This is a genomic window from Thioclava sediminum (genome assembly GCF_002020355.1).
GTDB lineage: Bacteria > Pseudomonadota > Alphaproteobacteria > Rhodobacterales > Rhodobacteraceae > Thioclava > Thioclava sediminum.
Map to the genome: position 1 here is coordinate 888656 of NZ_MPZV01000002.1, position 16107 is coordinate 904762.

Genomic DNA, 16107 nt, shown 5'->3' on the forward strand with positions numbered 1-16107 from the left:
ATTCGTCGCGACAGTCCGCTGATCCTGTGCGTTTCCCGGTTTTCGAACGGGCCAATTACGCATAGACTGACAAAAAACAAGGCCGTCAGAGCAAAGAAGAGCAGCTATGAAGAAATACCTCGCCCTCGGCGTAGTGCTTGCGGTGGCCGCCTGCGGAGGCGGACCGTCCAAGCCCCCGCGCAATCTTGATGACGCCTGCGCGATCATCAAAGAACGCCCGCAATACTTCAACGCCATGCGCCGGACGGAGGCACGCTGGGGCGTGCCGGTCGCCGTGCAGATGGCCACGATCCACCAGGAAAGCAAGTTCGACGGCAATGCGAAGACGCCGCAGCGCTTCGCGCTCGGGATCATCCCGCTGGGCCGCCAGAGCTCCGCCTATGGCTACAGCCAAGCGCTGGACGGCACCTGGGACGAGTATCGCGAAGATACCCATCGCTTCGGTGCAAGGCGCAACCGCATCTCGGATGCCACCGACTTCATGGGCTGGTACATGGACGGCACGCAGAAGAAGCTCGGCATCTCCAAGGCCGACGCGCGCAACCAGTATCTGGCCTATCACGAAGGGCGCGGTGGCTACTCGCGCGGGTCACACCGGTCGAAATCCTGGCTTCTCGCCGTGGCCGACCGCGTCGCATCCCGCGCGCAGATGTACGAAATCCAACTGCAATCCTGCCGGCGCTGAGAAATCAGCGCCGCTGGGCCAACGCCTGATCGATGGAGAACATCGACGTGGCGAAGTTGCCGCCCTTTTGCAGGTTGTTCAGGATCGTCGTGGTCTTCTCGCCCGACTGGTTGGTGATCACCCACTGGCGTAGCTCGACCGGCCCGTCGGTGAAGACCAGCTGAATATTGCCGTATTCGGGATGCTGCGGATCCTGCGCGGTGACGATCGTCTTCGGCCCGTCCGTCGTGTAGCCCACGACCATACCGTTACGATTCAGGTCGATATTGCGCCCGAGGATCAGGTTCAGCGGCGTCTTCACCAGCGGATATTGCTCCGGCGGCTGGTTCGATTTGGGATCGAACACCGCAACCCGGTTGGCCGAGGCCAGCACCAACGTCTTGTCGTTATTGTACTGAAAGCGCGCCCGACCGGGCCGCTTGATGAACAGCTTGCCGGTCGAGATCGACCCGTCCGAATTGACCTGCGTGAAATCCGCCGAAGCGGAGGTCAGCGAGTTCAGATAGGACGATATCTGATTCAGCGAGACTTTCCCGGCCGAGGCCGGAAGGGCGAGCGCCAGCGTGAAGATCGCGGCGAGCAGGATGCGGATCTGTTTCATGACCATAGATTTAGGCACTCCTTGCGAAAGCGGAAGTCCCGCCGTAACGCGCCAATCGCGCTGCGGGTCCGTCTTGAGCGCATTTGCGCCTAACAGGGGATGTCATTCAATAACAGCGCCCCCGTATCGGATCACTGCGCCCGGCGGTCGTCCCGAGTAAGGGGCCCCTGAAACGCAAAGCGCCCCGAGGTCTCCCCGGGGCGCATCGCATTTCTGATTGTGACCGGCTTACTGCTGCTCGGGCACGAGGATTTCGCGTTTACCGACATGGTTGGCCGAGGACACGATGCCCTGATCCTCCATCTGCTCCACGAGGCGCGCGGCCTTGTTATAGCCGATGCCCAGCTTGCGCTGGATGTAGGAGGTCGAGCATTTGCGATCCTTTATCACGATGCCCACCGCCTGATCGTAGAGCGCATCCTCACCGCCAGTATTGCCACCGGTGTTGAGGCCGAGCACCGCGTCAATATCGCTCGCCGTGTCGTCATCGGGGCCTTCGACCACGCCCGACATGTATTCCGGCGGACCGAAGCTCTTGAGGTGGTTGACGATTTCTTCGACTTCCTCGTCGGACACGAACGGCCCGTGGCAACGGGTGATCTTGCCGCCGCCCGCCATGTAGAGCATGTCGCCCATGCCCAGAAGCTGCTCGGCGCCCTGCTCGCCCAGAATGGTGCGGCTGTCGATCTTCGATGTAACCTGGAAGGAGATCCGGGTCGGGAAGTTCGCCTTGATCGTGCCGGTGATGACATCGACCGAGGGGCGCTGCGTGGCCATGATCAGGTGAATCCCCGAGGCCCGCGCCATCTGCGCCAGACGCTGGATGCAGGCCTCGATCTCTTTCCCTGCGACCATCATCAGGTCGGCCATCTCGTCGACGATGACGACGATATAGGGGAAAGGCTCGGGCTGGAATTCATCCGTCTCGAAGATCGGCTCGCCGGTTTCCTCGTCGAAGCCGGTCTGCACGGTGCGCTTGAACATCTCGCCTTTCTCAAGGCTTTCCTTCACGCGACCGTTGTAGCCCTCGATGTTGCGCACGCCCATCTTGGACATCTTGCGATAGCGCTCTTCCATCTCCGAGACGACCCATTTCAGGGCGACAACCGCCTTCTTCGGGTCGGTCACAACCGGCGACAGCAGATGCGGAATGCCGTCATAGACGGAGAGTTCGAGCATCTTCGGGTCGATCATGATCAGGCGGCACTCTTCCGGCGTCAGACGGTAGAGCAGCGACAGGATCATCGTGTTGATCGCCACCGACTTACCCGAGCCAGTCGTCCCCGCGATCAGCAGGTGAGGCATCTTGGCGAGGTTGGTGACGATCGGCTCGCCGCCGATGGTCTTGCCCAGAGCCAGCGGCAGCTTGATGTTCTTGTCGTCGAAATCGCGCGCCGAGAGGATCTCGCGCAGCACGACCTTCTCGCGGTGATCGTTGGGCAGTTCGATGCCGATCACCGAGCGGCCCGGCACGGTCGAAACGCGCGCCGACAGCGCCGACATCGAGCGGGCGATATCGTCGGCCAGACCGATCACACGGCTGGCTTTCAGACCCGGCGCGGGCTCGAGCTCATACATCGTGACGACGGGGCCGGGGCGGACCGAGACGATCTCGCCCTTCACGCCGTAATCGTCGAGCACGGTCTCGAGCATCCGCGCGTTCTCTTCCAACGCCTCGTCGGAAAGCTGGTGACGCTGGATCGTCGTGGGGTTGGTCAGCAGCGACAGCGGCGGCATCTCGAAGGGCGCGGTTTTCGGCTTTTCGAAAGCCATCTTCGGCTGCGCCTCTTCGATCGCACGACGCGAGGGGGCTGCGGGTTTCGCCGCAGGCTGCACGACGCGCTTCGGCTCGGGCTGCTTGATCACCTGACGGTCGAGACCGCGTGCGGAGGCCGGGATTTCCGGCACCACGTCTTCCTCGATCCATTGCGCAGCACCCGTTTCGTCGAAGGAGTGCGGCTCGCCTGCGTAGAAATGCTCGGTGCGCATGTCGCGGGAATCGGCCTCGAAGCCTTCGTAATCCGGGTGGGTCCAGTCGCGGCTGTCATCGTCCGCGTAGTCATAACCCTGCGCGACCTGCTCAGCCGCCGTCATCTGCGGCTCGTCGGCACCGTCATAGGCCATTTCGGGCGCATGCTCGGCGGCAGCGGCAGGCGCGCCGAAGCCCGGCATGAAGCGCGGTTTGGCCTTGAGCGGCGGCTCGGCGCGCAGTTGCGGCTCGGCCCGCAGCGGCGGTTCCTGATGCACGACCTGCGGCTGGCGCGGTGCGCGCGCGAGGCGCTTGGCGACGGCGGCCAGCACCGAGGCCGAAGGACGCGGCGGCTCCGGCTCGGGGTCGGCGAAGGTCTCGGGCATATCGTGATGCAGCGGGGCCTCAGGCTCGGGCGCGTAATCGGCCACGATCGGCGCCGACTTGCGGTTCTGCACCGCTTGGCTGATCCGGGCGCGAATGCGATCCTCGGACGGCGCTGCGGGCTGCGCTTGGTCGTCCCAATAGGGCTCGGTCTCGAACAGTTCGGGCGAGGCATCATAGGGATCGTAATCGGGTTCCACCGGACGACGGATGCGCGACAGGAAGGACGGGCGTGCCGCCGGGGCCGCTTCGACCTCGGGCGCCCAGTCATGCGGGGCATAGGCCTGCTGCTCTTCCCAAGCTGCCAGCTCTGCGGCGCGTTCGGCCGCTTCCGCGCGGCGCTGACGTGCCCGCTCTGCCGCCGAGCGAGCCCCCGTAACCGAGGCCGAAGCCCCGCGTCCCAGAAGGTTCATCGCACCAACGTAAATTGCGACCGTGCCCAGCCACATGAAGCGCGTAATCGCTTGCAGCTCGGGCTTCGTGAAGCCGAGAACGAAGGTCGCCATGGCCAGCATTGCCGCGGCGAGGACCAGCGACAGAAGCTTCAGCCCGACAACGCCAGAGATCGGGACGATCCCCAGCATCGCGCCCGCGATCATGTCACCGAAATGCCCGCCGAGGCCGAAGGCCTGACCCCATTGATCGCCCGGCACCAGAAGGGCCGCGTAAACGGCGGCGACGGCCACGGCGATCGGGAAGAAGATCATCCGCGACACGAGACGCTCTTCGCCGCGATGGGTGATCATGCGCAGCCCCCAGGCCACCAGCGCCGCGGGCAGCAGCCACGCGCCGTGGCCTACGATCACGAAGAGAGGCGAGGCGATCCCGGCACCGATCCGGCCCAGCCAGTTCTGCACCGGCTCATCCGAGGCTGCCATCCAGCTTGGATCTTCGGGGTGATAGGAGAAAAGCATCATCGCGGCGAGCAGGCCGAAGACGACCAGCAGCCCCCCTACCAACTCTTTGCCACGCCGTTCCAGAACGGCTTGCGTGTCCTGATCGAAAAGCGGATCGCGCTGTCGAACCTGATAAGATGCCATAACCTACCGTCCTCAACCGTATAGGCAGTCGCGGAGCTGCATCAGCCCGCGCTGCGTTTCTGCTTTTGGAGCGACCAGAGCCACTCTGATATATTTCTGGCCGGGGTTTTCCCCGTTCACCTCGCGCGCGAGATAGGCGCCCGGCAGCACGCGAATGCCGGTCTCTGTCCAAAGCTTGAGCGCCGCCGCCTCCCCGTCTTCGACGGGAAGCCAGAGGAAGAAGCCGCCCTGCGGCAGCTGGAAGCCATTGACGCCATCGAAGATCTGTCCCGCGATCTCGTATTTCTCGGCGTAGAGGCGACGATTTTCCGTGACATGGGCCTCATCCGCCCAAGCGCGCTCGGCCACGCGCTGCAACGGCTGCGGCAGCGGCGCGCCGGCATAGGCGCGCAGGCGACGGATATGTTTGATGCTTTGCGGCCCGGCGGCGAGGAAGCCCGAGCGCAGCCCCGGCAGGTTCGACCGCTTCGAGAGCGAATGGAAAATCACCACGCGCTCGGGGTCGATGCCCTCTTCGGCGGCGACCTGTGCCGCACCGGGCGGCGGGGCCTCGCGCCAGATCTCGGAATAGCACTCGTCGGCGAAGACGATGAAATCGTGCTTCTCGGCCAGATGCAGCAGATCGGCCAGATAATCGCGTCTCGCGACCGCGCCCTGCGGGTTCGAGGGCGAGCACAGATAGGCCACGGTGATGCGGTCCAGCACCTCGGGCGCAAGTGCCGAATAATTAGGCAAAAACCCCGTATCAGCGCCCGCGGGCACGAAAACCGGCTCCGCGCCGACGGCTGCCGCCGCCACCGCATAGACCTGATAGAACGGGTTCGGGATCGCGATCACGGGCGTTTTGCCGCGTTTCGTCTCGGGCGAAAGCGCCATCGCGGCGTTGTAGAGACCCTCGCGGGTGCCGTTGAGCGCCATGATCCGCTCGGGTCCGATCTCGACCGAATAGCGCCGCTTCAGCCAGCCCGAGATCGCGTCCAACAATTCGGGCGTGCCGTCATTTGCGGGATATTTTCCAAACTCTCCAAGGCTTTGCGCGATCACATCGCCGACGAACTCGGGCATGGGGTGGCGCGGCTCGCCAATGGACATGGCCAAGACGTCGCCGCCCGGTTCATGCGAATCGAGCAGCGCGCGCAAACGCGGAAATGCGTATTCGGGCAGGTTCGAAAACCGCTCGGGAAAGTCCATCTGTGCCTCATCGAATGGGGTCTATGTCGCCCCTTATTGCCGACGAGGTTACAAAAGCTCCGCCGTTTCGTCCAGAAAAAGACAAGCTCCAGAGCGGGTTGACCACAAGAAATGTGGTTTTCAGGCCAGCGACGATTCGGCGGCCATGCCCAAACGAAGCAACCGATCCTCCGTCATCGGCGGCGCCATCAGCGAAATCCCGCAGCTTGGGATGCCCGTCGGAAGGTTGAGCGCGCACAGCCCCAGCACGTTGCCGATCCGGGTGTTGCGCAGCGCGAGCACGTTCTCCTCGTGGAAATAGGCCTTGTCGCTGAGAAGGCGGCGCACATCGGGCGGCAGGATCGGCGAGGTCGGCACCAGAACGGCGTCATATTCCGCGGTCGCCTCCAGATAGGCGGCGCGATAGCCCGCCAGTTCGTGCCAGCCTTTCGCGTAATCCGAGGCCAGCGCGTCGCGCCCGCTGCGGAACCGCTCGAGGATCGCCGCGAACATCTTCTCGGGCGCGGCTTCGATCTCGTGCTTCCATTCGCCATAGGCTTCGGGGGCGAAGAGAACACCGGAAAGATCCATCGCCGGGCGCACCATCGGCAGGCCCCGCCGCTCGATCACCGCGCCCGCCTTGCCGAAGGCGTCGACGGCCCGCTCGAAGCCCTGCACCGGCTTTTCGCGCGTGCCTTCAAAGGGCAGCCCTTCCAGCACCAGAAGCCGCTTCCCCTTGAGGCTCGCGTCACGCAGATCGGGCGCGCTGCGCCGCTCCAGAAGCGCCAGCACATGCGCGGCATCCTCGACATTGCGGGTGATCGGCCCGACCGTGTCGAAGGTCCGGCACAGCGGCACGACGCCTTTCGTCGTGATCCGCCCATGCGTGGTCTTCAGCCCCACGAGATCGTTCCACGCCGCCGGAATGCGCACCGAGCCGCCCGTGTCCGAGCCAATCGCCGCAGCCGCCAAGCCGCGCGCCACCGACAGCGCCGCGCCCGAGGACGAACCGCCCGGCGCGAGTTCGGGATCATGGATATTCGGCGGCGTCGCGGTCATCGGGTTCACGCCAAGCCCGGAGAAGGCCAGTTCGGTCATATGCGTCTTGCCCAGACAAACCGAGCCGCCCAGCGTGGCCTCGATCAGCACATCCGCGTCGCGCTCGGGCACACGCCCGGCCAACAGTCGCGAGCCCGCCTCGGTCGCGACCCCGGCGGTGTCGTAGAGATCCTTCCAAGACAGCGCGACCCCGTCGAGCATCCCGCGTCTGGTTCCCTGCTTGGCGCGCTGATGCGCGGCCATCGCCTCGTCGCGCGCCCGCTGCGGCGTGAGCCGCGCATAGATGTCTTCGGACGCTTCAGCCGCCTCCAGATAGGCCTCGGTCTGCTCCACCGGATCGAGCTGACCGGCAGCAATTGCCCGCCCTTGTTCCGCAGCCCCTGCCAACCGCCATTCCATGCCCGCCTCCTTCGTTCTTTCCGCCACGCTAGCGACAGTCCCGCGCATGGACAATCCCGCTTCCAGCGCCATAGTAAGCGCCATGAAACACGATTCAGACGTCATCATCGCGGGCGGCGGGCTCAACGGCCCCGCCTTGGCGCTTGCACTGGCCTCCGCCGGCCTTTCCGTGACCCTCGTCGACGCCGCGCCGGCACGCCAGCGCGCGACCGACACGTTCGACGGCCGCGCCTATGCGCTGGCCATCGCGTCGCAGAAATTGCTGCGCGCGATCGGCGTCTGGGACGGGCTGGCCGAACAGGCGCAGCCTATGATGGAAGTGAAAGCCGCCGACGGTCACGCAGGCGAAGGGGCCGCCCCTTTCTTCCTGCATTTCGACGCGCGCGAGCTGGATCAGGCGCCGGTCGGCTACATGCTGGAGGACCGCTACCTCTATCGCGCCTTCCTCGATGCGATGGAGGCAAGCGACAAGATCACGCTACTGCACGAGACGCAGGTGACAGGGCAGCAAGTCGTGCCGGGCGGGGTCGAGGTGAGCCTGTCCACCGGCAAGACCCTGACCGCGAAGCTGCTGATCGGGGCCGATGGTCGCCGGTCGGGCGTGGCCGAACGCGCCGGGATCACCCGCGAAGGTTGGGGCTACGGCCAGACCGCGCTGGTGGCCGCGGTCGAGCACGAGAAACCCCATAACGGCATCGCGCAGCAGTTCTTCATGCCGACCGGGCCGCTCGCCATTCTGCCGCTGAAGGGCAACCGGTCCTCCATCGTCTGGAGCGAGACCGAGGAAAACGCGAAGACGATCTCGGCGCTCGATGACGAGGCTTTCCTCGCCGTGCTGCGCCCGCGCTTCGGGGATTTCCTCGGCGAGATCAAACTGGCCGGGCCGCGCTTCTCCTACCCGCTGAACCTGACGCTTGCGAAAGCCTATGTCGCGCCGCGCGTGGCGCTGGTGGGCGATGCGGCGCATGGCGTGCATCCGATCGCCGGGCAAGGTCTGAACCTCGGGCTACGCGATGTGGCGGCGCTGGCGGAGATCGTGGTGGAGGCAATGCGCCGCGGCGAGGATATCGGCGCCGAGGACGTGCTGGAGCGCTATCAGGGCTGGCGGCGCTTCGACTCGACCTCGCTCGCGCTTGGCATGGATACGGTGAACAAGCTGTTCTCGAACGACAATCCGCTGCTGAAAGCAGGGCGCGATCTGGGGATGGGGCTGGTGCAAGCGATCCCGGGACTGCGCCGCGGGTTCATGCAGCAAGCGGCGGGCCTGTCGGGCCCCCTGCCCCGCCTGTTGCAGGGCCGCGCGCTCTAGAACGCCGCGCCTTACTCGTCGATCCGGCGGGCCTCGTCTGCCAGCAGGATCGGAATCCCGCCCCGGATCGGGAAGGCCAGCTTCGCGGGCTGCGAAACCAGTTCCTGCTTCTCGGCATCGTATTTCAGCACCGCATGGGTCAGCGGGCACACGAGCGCCTCCAGCATGTGCCGGTCGAACAGCGGCTTCTCGCGGGCCGTCTCGGGCGCCGGTGCGCTCTCAGTCTCGTCGCTCATTGCAACCGCTCCTCTCCGCCGCCATGCAGCGCATATTCGATCAGGGTCACCAAGGTCTCGCGCCGGGTGGCCAGACAGGGCGCCTCCAGCAGCGCCTGCTTATCCTCCGGCTCCAGCGGCAACAGCATCCCGAGCGAGTTGATCAGCAACTCGTCATCGGCATCTTTCAAGGTTTCCCAATCGGTATCCAGCCCCTGCGCATGGAAAAACTTCGCCAGCAGGTCGAGAAACTCGTCGCGGTCGAAGCCGTTGTCATGCTCGGCCGCACCAAGATCCCGCTCGAACCCGGCCCAGCTGACCTCGGCGCGAATATAGGGGGTGAAGCCCTCGATCTGTTTCACGATGCGATAGCGCGAGATCCCCGACAGGGTGATCATGTAGCGCCCGTCCTCGGTCTCAGAGAACCCGGTCAGACGGCCCGCGCAGCCGATCGCGTTGAGGTGGTTTTGCCCCTCCGGCCCCTTGATCGGCTGGATCATCCCGATCAGCCGAGACTTGGTCTTCATGCAATCTTCGATCATCTGCAGATAGCGCGGCTCGAAGATATGCAGCGGAAGCCGCGCCCGGGGCAGCAGCAGCGCACCGGGCAGCGGAAAAAGCGGAAGGATTTCGGGCAAGTCGCCTTTCTTCATCATGCGGATGAAACTAGCGCGCCCATGCCCTCAGGCAAATATCATCGACGACAGACGACGGCGGCCTTTCGCCACGACCGGATCGTTCGGCTTGAGCGCGTCGAAAATGGTGAAAAGCTGCGTCTTCGCGGCCTCGTTGTCCCATTCGCGATCCCGGCGGAACAGCTCGAGAAGCTGGTCCACGGCTTCCTCGGCATTGCCGGCCGCATATAGCGCCTGCGCATAGTCGAAGCGCGCCTGATGATCGTCGGGATTGGCCTCGACCTTGGATTTGAGATCGTCGAGCGGACCCGCCGATTGCGCCTGCTTCGCCAGATCGAGCTGCGCGCGCGCGGCCTCGACCGGGGCGCTGTCGGACAGCTTCGGGGGCACGGCGGCCAAAGCCGCGCCTGCCGCGTCCAGTTGGTCCAGCGCGATGCGCGCGCGGATCAGGCCGCCATGGGCCTCCGCCAGCTCGCCATCTTCTTCGAGGATCGCTGCGAAGGTCTCCGCCGCGTCTTCCGCCGCGCCCTCGGCCAGCATGGCTTCCGCCGCCTCGACCGCATCGCCCAGACCGTTGCCGGTCTCACCGCCGGACGCTTCGATCAGCTTGGCCACGAAGCTCTTGATCTCGGAAGGCGGCAGCGCACCCTGGAACCCGTCGATCGGCTGGCCCTGCCAGAAGGCATAGACGGTGGGGATCGACTGCACGCGCATCTGACCCGCGATCATCTGGTTTTCGTCGACATTGACCTTGGCCATCACGACCGCGCCTTTCGCGGCTTCGACCTCGGCTTCCAGCGCCGGGCCGAGCTGCTTGCACGGGCCGCACCACGGCGCCCAGAAATCCACGATGACCGGCACGGTCTGCGATTTCTCGATCACCTCGGCCATGAAGTTGGCTTCGGTCACGTCCTTGACGTATTCGCTCTTGCCTGCGGCCTTGGCGCCGCCACCCAGTTCCAGCATGTCCGTCTCCCGAAATTGCGGAGGATTTGCTTTCCTATATGGCCTCGCAGGGGCCGAACGCAAACCCGTTTGACCGCGGCGCGCTGCCGCAAGGGTTTACAGATCGAAGGTTGCGAAAACCGGCGCGTGATCGGAGGGCTTCTCCCAACCGCGCGCAGCCCGCAGCACGCGGCTGCCATGGGCCGCGTTCGAGATATCCGGCGTCGCCCAGATGTGATCGAGCCGGCGGCCCTTGTCGGCGGCATCCCAGTCGCGCGCCCGATAGGACCACCACGAATACAAAAGCCCCTCGGGAATGTCCTGCCGGGTGATATCCACCCATTTGCCCGCTTCCATCGTATCGTGCAGATGCTCGACCTCGATCGGCGCGTGGCTGACGATCTTCAGAAGCTGCTTGTGGCTCCAGACGTCATCCTCGCGCGGAGCAATATTCAGATCGCCCACGAGGATCGATTTCTGCGGCGCTTCCGCTTTGAAGTAATCGCGCATCTGGGTGAGGTAATCGAGCTTTTGCCCGAACTTCTCGTTCACCTCGCGGTCCGGCACGTCGCCACCTGCGGGGACATAGAAATTATGGATGGTCACCCCGTTCTCGAGCGTCCCCGCGACGTGCCGTGCATGGCCGAGATCGGCAAAATCATGGGCGCAGTTCTCTTCCATCGGGATTTTCGAGAAGATCGCGACGCCGTTGTAGCCCTTCTGGCCGCGCGCGACCATGTGGGTGTAGCCCAGCTCTTTGAACCCTTCGAGCGGGATCTTCTCGACCGGGCTCTTGCACTCTTGCAGGCAGAGCACGTCGGGTGCCTCTTCCTCCATCAGCTTGCGCACCAGCCCCTCGCGCAGCCGCACCGAGTTGATGTTCCAGGTCGCCAGCGTGAAGCTCATCTCATTCTCCCGTTCCAAAAGCCGCGCGATCATGTCGAAGGGCGGCCGCTTTCGCAACCGCCCCTCTTCGCTCTTTCAAAATATCCCGGGGTGAATTGGCCGATAGGCCAAGAGGGGCAGCGCCCCTTATTCCGCCCAGCCTGAGATCGACTTGACGTCGCAGAATTCCTCGATGCCCCACCGGCCACCCTCGCGCGCCCGGCCAGAGGAACCCACGCCGCCGAACGGCGCGCCTGCGCCGCGGTCCTGGCCGTTCATCTCGACCATCCCCGAGCGCAGCTGCCGCGCCAGACGGTTGCGCCGCGCGCCATCGCCCGATTGCAGGTAATTGGTCAGGCCGTAAGGCGTGGCATTGGCCACCTCGATCGCCTGCTCTTCGCTGTCAAACGGCATGATCGACAGGACGGGGCCGAAGATTTCCTCGTTCATGATCGTCATCGAGGGATCGCAATCGGCAAAGACCGTCGGACGGACATAGAAGCCGCGATTGAGATGCTCGGGCCGCCCGGGACCACCCGCGACGAGCTTCGCGCCCTCTGCGATGCCGGCCTCGATCAGGCCCTGAATCTTGTCGAACTGCGCTTTGTTCACGACCGGCCCGATATGCTTGCCCTCCTCGCGCGGGCTGGCCACCTTCGTGGCCTCTGCGGTCTGGCGCGCGATTTCCACGGCCTTGTCATAGGCCGAACGCTCGACCAGCATCCGCGTCGGCGCGTTGCAGCTTTGGCCCGAGTTCTGGAAGCAATGGCGCACGCCGCGCGCTACCGCATCTTCATCCGCATCGGCGAAGATCAGGTTGGCGCCCTTGCCGCCCAGTTCCAGCGTCACGCGCTTGAGCGTATCGGCTGCCGCCTTCGAGATGGCCTTGCCAGCCCGGGTTGAGCCGGTGAAGGAAATCATCTCGACATCCGGATGGGTCGAGAGCTGCGTGCCGACGCCAACACCATCACCGTTCACAAGGTTGAACACGCCCTTGGGCAGCCCCGCCGCGTCGAGGATTTCCGCAAACAGCAGCGAGGACAGCGGCGCTTCCTCGGACGGTTTCAGCACCATCGTGCAACCTGCGAGGATCGCCGGGATCACCTTCAGCGTCACCTGATTCATCGGCCAGTTCCACGGGGTGATCAGACCGACGACGCCAACGGCCTCATAAGCGATCATCGCGCCCGGCGTGCCGTCGCCCAGCGGATGCACCCAGTCGAAAGCCTTCGCCGCGTCGATGAAATTCTTGATGTGATAGGCCCCCGCGCCCCACTGGTTGCGGCGCGCGAGATCGATTGGCGCGCCCATCTCGAGGCTCATCGCCTGCGCCATGTCCTCGGCGCGCTCGGCATAAACCTTGGCGATCCGCTCGACCGCCGCGATCCGCTCTGCCGGGTCCGTGGCCTTCCAGCCGGGCAGCGCGGCCTTCGCCGCAGCGACCGCCGCATCCGTGTCGGCTTGGTCACCCAGCGAGATCACCGCGCAGGGATCCTCAGTGGACGGGTCGATCACCTCGTAGTCGCGCGCAGCCTTCGGCGCGACCCATTCCCCGTCGATGTAGAAATTCCGCTTCTCGATCATATCAGCCTCCGGCACACAGATGTTGCGCGCGAGCGTTTCACCACTCCCCGTCCTGCGCAAGGCCTGACGAAAGGTCGCAGGCTCCGAGTTTAAAAAGGTTCTAAACTGGCTGGAACGGACCCCGGCGAGGGCTTATATCCCGGAAAGACGTGATTTTACGCAAACACAGGAGGTTTTTCATGGGCCTGCGTATCAATGACACCGCTCCCGATTTCACCGCTGACTCGACCGCTGGCGAGATCAAGTTCCACGACTGGATCGGCGACAGCTACGCCATCCTGTTCTCGCACCCGAAAGACTTCACCCCGGTTTGCACCACCGAATTCGGCGCCGTGGCGCAGCTCGCCCCCGAGTTCGAAAAGCGCAACACCAAGGTCATGGGCGTCTCGGTCGACAGCGTCGAAGAGCACGTGAAGTGGAAATCGGATATCGAGCAGGTCGCCGGCGCGCCCGCGAACTTCCCGATCATCGACGACACCTCGCTGAACGTCTCGAAGCTCTATGACATGCTGCCCGCCGATGCCTACATGCCCGACGGTCGCACCGCCGCGGATTCGGCGTCCGTGCGCACCGTCTTCATCATCGGCCCGGACAAGAAAGTCCGCCTGACCATGTCCTACCCGATGTCGGTCGGCCGCAACTTCGCCGAGATCATCCGCGCGCTGGACGCCGTTCAGGCGACCGACGGCAAGCCCTTCGCGACCCCCGCGAACTGGGTGCCGGGTCAGGACGTGATCGTCGCGCTGTCGGTCTCGACCGACGAAGCGAAAGAGAAGTTCGGCGAAGTCGACGTCAAGCTGCCCTATCTGCGCACCGTCAAGTCGCAGGGCTGAGCCCAGCTTACCCGCTTACGAGAGAGCCCCGGCAGCGTCCGGGGCTTTTTCATATCCGCGCGCCCCACCCGAAGCGCAAAAAGCAAAAGGCCCCGGATCGCTCCGGGGCCTTTCTCAATCTTCTAGCGGATCAAACCGATCAGTCGGCTTTCTCTTCGCGCTTTTCCGGCGCGATTTCTTCGCCGGTTTCCTGATCGACCATCTTCATGCCAAGGCGCACCTTGCCGCGATCGTCGAAGCCCAGAAGTTTCACCTTCACTTCCTGACCTTCCTTGAGCAGATCGCTCGGGTGGTTCAGGCGCTTGTTGGCGATCTGGGACACGTGGACGAGACCGTCACGCTTGCCGAAGAAGTTCACGAAGGCGCCGAAATCGACGAGCTTCACGACCTTGCCGGTGTAGATCTGGCCCTCTTCGGGCTCAGCCACGATGGCGTGGATCATGTCATGCGCTTTCTTGATGGCCTCGGCATTGGCCGAAGCAATCTTGATCACGCCGTCGTCGTTGATGTCGACCTTGGCACCCGAAACTTCCACGATCTCGCGGATGACCTTGCCGCCCGAACCGATCACTTCACGGATCTTGTCGGTGGGAACGGTCATCGTCTCGATGCGCGGAGCGTGGGCGGAGAATTCCGTGCGGCCCGCGGAGAGCGCCTTGTTCATCTCGCCGAGGATGTGCATGCGGCCAGCGCGTGCCTGCTCCAGAGCTTTCTCCATGATCTCGGCGGTGATGCCGGCGACCTTGATGTCCATCTGCAGCGAGGTGATGCCCTCTTCGGTGCCTGCGACCTTGAAGTCCATGTCGCCGAGGTGATCCTCGTCGCCAAGGATGTCGGTCAGAACGGCCCAGGAGCCATCCTCTTCGAGCACCAGCCCCATCGCGACACCCGCCACGGCCGATTTCAGCGGAACGCCCGCATCCATCATTGCCAGCGAGCCACCGCAAACCGACGCCATCGAGGACGAGCCGTTGGACTCGGTGATCTCGGAGACAAGGCGGATCGTGTAGGGGAAGTCGGTCGCAGCCGGGAGAACCGCCTGCAGCGCGCGCCATGCGAGCTTGCCGTGGCCGATCTCACGACGACCGGGCGAACCGACGCGGCCCACTTCGCCGACCGAGTAGGGCGGGAAGTTGTAGTGCAGCAGGAAGTTCGAGCGCGAGTTGCCGTGCAGCGCGTCGATGATCTGCTCATCGTCGCCGGTGCCCAGCGTGGTCACGACCAGCGCCTGCGTCTCGCCGCGGGTGAACAGCGACGAGCCGTGGGTGCGCGGCAGCAGACCGGTTTCCGCCACGATCGGGCGAACCTCGTCCAGCGCACGACCGTCGATGCGGCGACCGTTCTTCACGACGTCACCACGCAGAACAGCCGATTCCAGCTTCTTCATCGCGGTGCCGAGGGTCGGATCCTCGAGCTGCTCTTCGGTGAGCTGCGACTTGATCTCTTCCTTGGCGGCGTTGACCGCGGCCACGCGCTCTTGCTTGTCCGAGATCGCGTAAGCGGCACGCATCTTCTCTTCGCCCAGACCTTTGACGGTCTCGAGCATCGCCGAGTAGTCGGGCGCCTTGAAGTCGAAGGGCTCTTTCGCGGCGGCTTCGGCGAGATCGATGATCATGTCGATCACCGGCTGCATCGCGTCATGGCCGAACTTGACCGCACCCAGCATCTCGGCTTCGGACAGCTCGTAAGCTTCCGATTCCACCATCATCACGGCGTCCTTGGTGCCCGCGACGACGAGGTCCAGACGCTGCTCGGGGTTCTCCCGCAGCTTCTGCATGTCGTCGACTTCGGGGTTCAGGATGTATTCGCCATCCGAGAAACCGACGCGCGCAGCGGCGATCGGGCCCATGAACGGCACGCCCGAGATCGTCAGCGCGGCCGAAGCGGCGATCATCGCGACGATGTCGGGCTCGTTGACGAGGTCATGCGACAGCACGGTGCACATCACGAGCACTTCATGCTTGAAGCCTTCCACGAAGAGCGGACGGCACGGGCGGTCGATCAGGCGCGAGGTGAGCGTCTCTTTTTCGGACGGACGAGCCTCGCGCTTGAAGAAGCCGCCCGGCACTTTACCGGCGGCATAGTATTTCTCTTGGTAATGAACCGTGAGCGGGAAGAAGTCCTGGCCCGGCTTCGGTTCCTTGGCAAAGGTCACGTTGGCCATGACGGAGGTTTCGCCCAGAGTGGCGATGACCGAACCGTCAGCCTGACGGGCAACCTTGCCGGTTTCCAGAGTGAGCTCTTCTTCGCCCCACTGGATGGATTTTTTCACAACATTGAACATTCAGCGTATCCTGTCTGGGAGCTCTCACGGGCGTATCCCGTGTCTCCCGATTTGAATGGCGGCCCCATTGCCGCCGCCCCCTTATCCTGTTGCACGCGCCCGGGGGCTCG

General features: G+C 64.3%; 13 protein-coding genes. 3 read left to right on the plus strand and 10 right to left on the minus strand.

Features of this window, described 5'->3' with window-relative positions; translation table 11 throughout:
* The first annotated feature begins 106 nt into the window (after positions 1-106).
* Positions 107-685 (plus strand): transglycosylase SLT domain-containing protein, encoded by a 579-nt coding sequence (locus BMI91_RS11625; RefSeq protein ID WP_078542536.1) that lies wholly within the window; start codon positions 107-109, stop codon positions 683-685.
* 4 nt (positions 686-689) lie between these two features.
* On the opposite strand, the gene BMI91_RS11630 is transcribed toward BMI91_RS11625, so the two are convergent.
* The 4 genes from BMI91_RS11630 to BMI91_RS11645 form a co-directional block, all read right to left on the minus strand.
* Positions 690-1286, minus strand: coding sequence for a LolA family protein (locus BMI91_RS11630; RefSeq protein WP_078542610.1), 597 nt, complete (start codon positions 1284-1286; stop codon positions 690-692).
* 228 nt (positions 1287-1514) lie between these two features.
* The gene (locus BMI91_RS11635) at positions 1515-4679 is read right to left on the minus strand and encodes a DNA translocase FtsK (protein WP_078605005.1); all 3165 of its coding nucleotides are present in this window, start codon (positions 4677-4679) and stop codon (positions 1515-1517) included.
* A gap of 12 nt (positions 4680-4691) precedes the next feature.
* Positions 4692-5870, minus strand: coding sequence for an aminotransferase class I/II-fold pyridoxal phosphate-dependent enzyme (locus tag BMI91_RS11640; protein WP_078605006.1), 1179 nt, complete (start codon positions 5868-5870; stop codon positions 4692-4694).
* A 120-nt stretch (positions 5871-5990) separates the two neighbouring features.
* Positions 5991-7307 carry an amidase gene (locus BMI91_RS11645; protein WP_078605007.1) on the minus strand — a complete coding sequence of 439 codons (1317 nt, stop codon included), beginning with the start codon at positions 7305-7307 and terminating at the stop codon, positions 5991-5993.
* A gap of 82 nt (positions 7308-7389) precedes the next feature.
* On the opposite strand from BMI91_RS11645, the gene BMI91_RS11650 reads away from it, so the two are divergent.
* The gene (locus BMI91_RS11650; RefSeq protein WP_146684077.1) at positions 7390-8616 is read left to right on the plus strand and encodes an FAD-dependent monooxygenase; all 1227 of its coding nucleotides are present in this window, start codon (positions 7390-7392) and stop codon (positions 8614-8616) included.
* Between the two features lie 11 nt (positions 8617-8627).
* Here BMI91_RS11650 and BMI91_RS11655 read toward each other — a convergent pair whose 3' ends face one another.
* From BMI91_RS11655 to BMI91_RS11675, 5 genes are all read right to left on the minus strand, one after another.
* A complete protein-coding gene (locus BMI91_RS11655; protein ID WP_078521497.1) occupies positions 8628-8852 on the minus strand; it encodes a Trm112 family protein in 225 nt (74 codons plus the stop codon).
* Positions 8849-9487, minus strand: coding sequence for an LON peptidase substrate-binding domain-containing protein (locus BMI91_RS11660; protein WP_078571183.1), 639 nt, complete (start codon positions 9485-9487; stop codon positions 8849-8851). The genes BMI91_RS11655 and BMI91_RS11660 overlap by 4 nt, the downstream gene beginning before the upstream one ends.
* Positions 9488-9514: 27 nt before the next feature.
* Complete coding sequence (locus BMI91_RS11665; RefSeq protein ID WP_078605009.1) at positions 9515-10432, minus strand: thioredoxin family protein; 918 nt, start codon at positions 10430-10432, stop codon at positions 9515-9517.
* Positions 10433-10528: 96 nt separating this feature from the next.
* Entirely contained in the window at positions 10529-11317 is a 789-nt protein-coding gene (locus BMI91_RS11670) for an exodeoxyribonuclease III (RefSeq protein WP_078605121.1), read from the minus strand.
* 126 nt (positions 11318-11443) lie between these two features.
* Positions 11444-12880: an aldehyde dehydrogenase family protein gene (locus tag BMI91_RS11675; protein WP_078605010.1), complete on the minus strand. Its 1437-nt coding sequence runs from the start codon at positions 12878-12880 to the stop codon at positions 11444-11446.
* Between the two features lie 179 nt (positions 12881-13059).
* On the opposite strand from BMI91_RS11675, the gene BMI91_RS11680 reads away from it, so the two are divergent.
* Positions 13060-13713 carry a peroxiredoxin gene (locus BMI91_RS11680; RefSeq protein WP_078521505.1) on the plus strand — a complete coding sequence of 218 codons (654 nt, stop codon included), beginning with the start codon at positions 13060-13062 and terminating at the stop codon, positions 13711-13713.
* A 139-nt stretch (positions 13714-13852) separates the two neighbouring features.
* Here BMI91_RS11680 and pnp read toward each other — a convergent pair whose 3' ends face one another.
* Positions 13853-15997: a polyribonucleotide nucleotidyltransferase gene (pnp, locus tag BMI91_RS11685; protein ID WP_078521507.1), complete on the minus strand. Its 2145-nt coding sequence runs from the start codon at positions 15995-15997 to the stop codon at positions 13853-13855.
* Positions 15998-16107 lie beyond the last annotated feature (110 nt).

Bases quoted from the DNA above. Each gene is read 5' to 3' on its own strand.
- BMI91_RS11625 (WP_078542536.1), top strand. From the start codon at position 107: ATGAAGAAATACCTCGCCCTCGGCGTAGTGCTTGCGGTGGCCGCCTGC.
- BMI91_RS11630 (WP_078542610.1), bottom strand. From the start codon at position 1,286: ATGAAACAGATCCGCATCCTGCTCGCCGCGATCTTCACGCTGGCGCTC.
- BMI91_RS11635 (WP_078605005.1), bottom strand. From the start codon at position 4,679: ATGGCATCTTATCAGGTTCGACAGCGCGATCCGCTTTTCGATCAGGAC.
- BMI91_RS11640 (WP_078605006.1), bottom strand. From the start codon at position 5,870: ATGGACTTTCCCGAGCGGTTTTCGAACCTGCCCGAATACGCATTTCCG.
- BMI91_RS11645 (WP_078605007.1), bottom strand. From the start codon at position 7,307: ATGGAATGGCGGTTGGCAGGGGCTGCGGAACAAGGGCGGGCAATTGCT.
- BMI91_RS11650 (WP_146684077.1), top strand. From the start codon at position 7,390: ATGAAACACGATTCAGACGTCATCATCGCGGGCGGCGGGCTCAACGGC.
- BMI91_RS11655 (WP_078521497.1), bottom strand. From the start codon at position 8,852: ATGAGCGACGAGACTGAGAGCGCACCGGCGCCCGAGACGGCCCGCGAG.
- BMI91_RS11660 (WP_078571183.1), bottom strand. From the start codon at position 9,487: ATGATGAAGAAAGGCGACTTGCCCGAAATCCTTCCGCTTTTTCCGCTG.
- BMI91_RS11665 (WP_078605009.1), bottom strand. From the start codon at position 10,432: ATGCTGGAACTGGGTGGCGGCGCCAAGGCCGCAGGCAAGAGCGAATAC.
- BMI91_RS11670 (WP_078605121.1), bottom strand. From the start codon at position 11,317: ATGAGCTTCACGCTGGCGACCTGGAACATCAACTCGGTGCGGCTGCGC.
- BMI91_RS11675 (WP_078605010.1), bottom strand. From the start codon at position 12,880: ATGATCGAGAAGCGGAATTTCTACATCGACGGGGAATGGGTCGCGCCG.
- BMI91_RS11680 (WP_078521505.1), top strand. From the start codon at position 13,060: ATGGGCCTGCGTATCAATGACACCGCTCCCGATTTCACCGCTGACTCG.
- pnp (WP_078521507.1), bottom strand. From the start codon at position 15,997: ATGTTCAATGTTGTGAAAAAATCCATCCAGTGGGGCGAAGAAGAGCTC.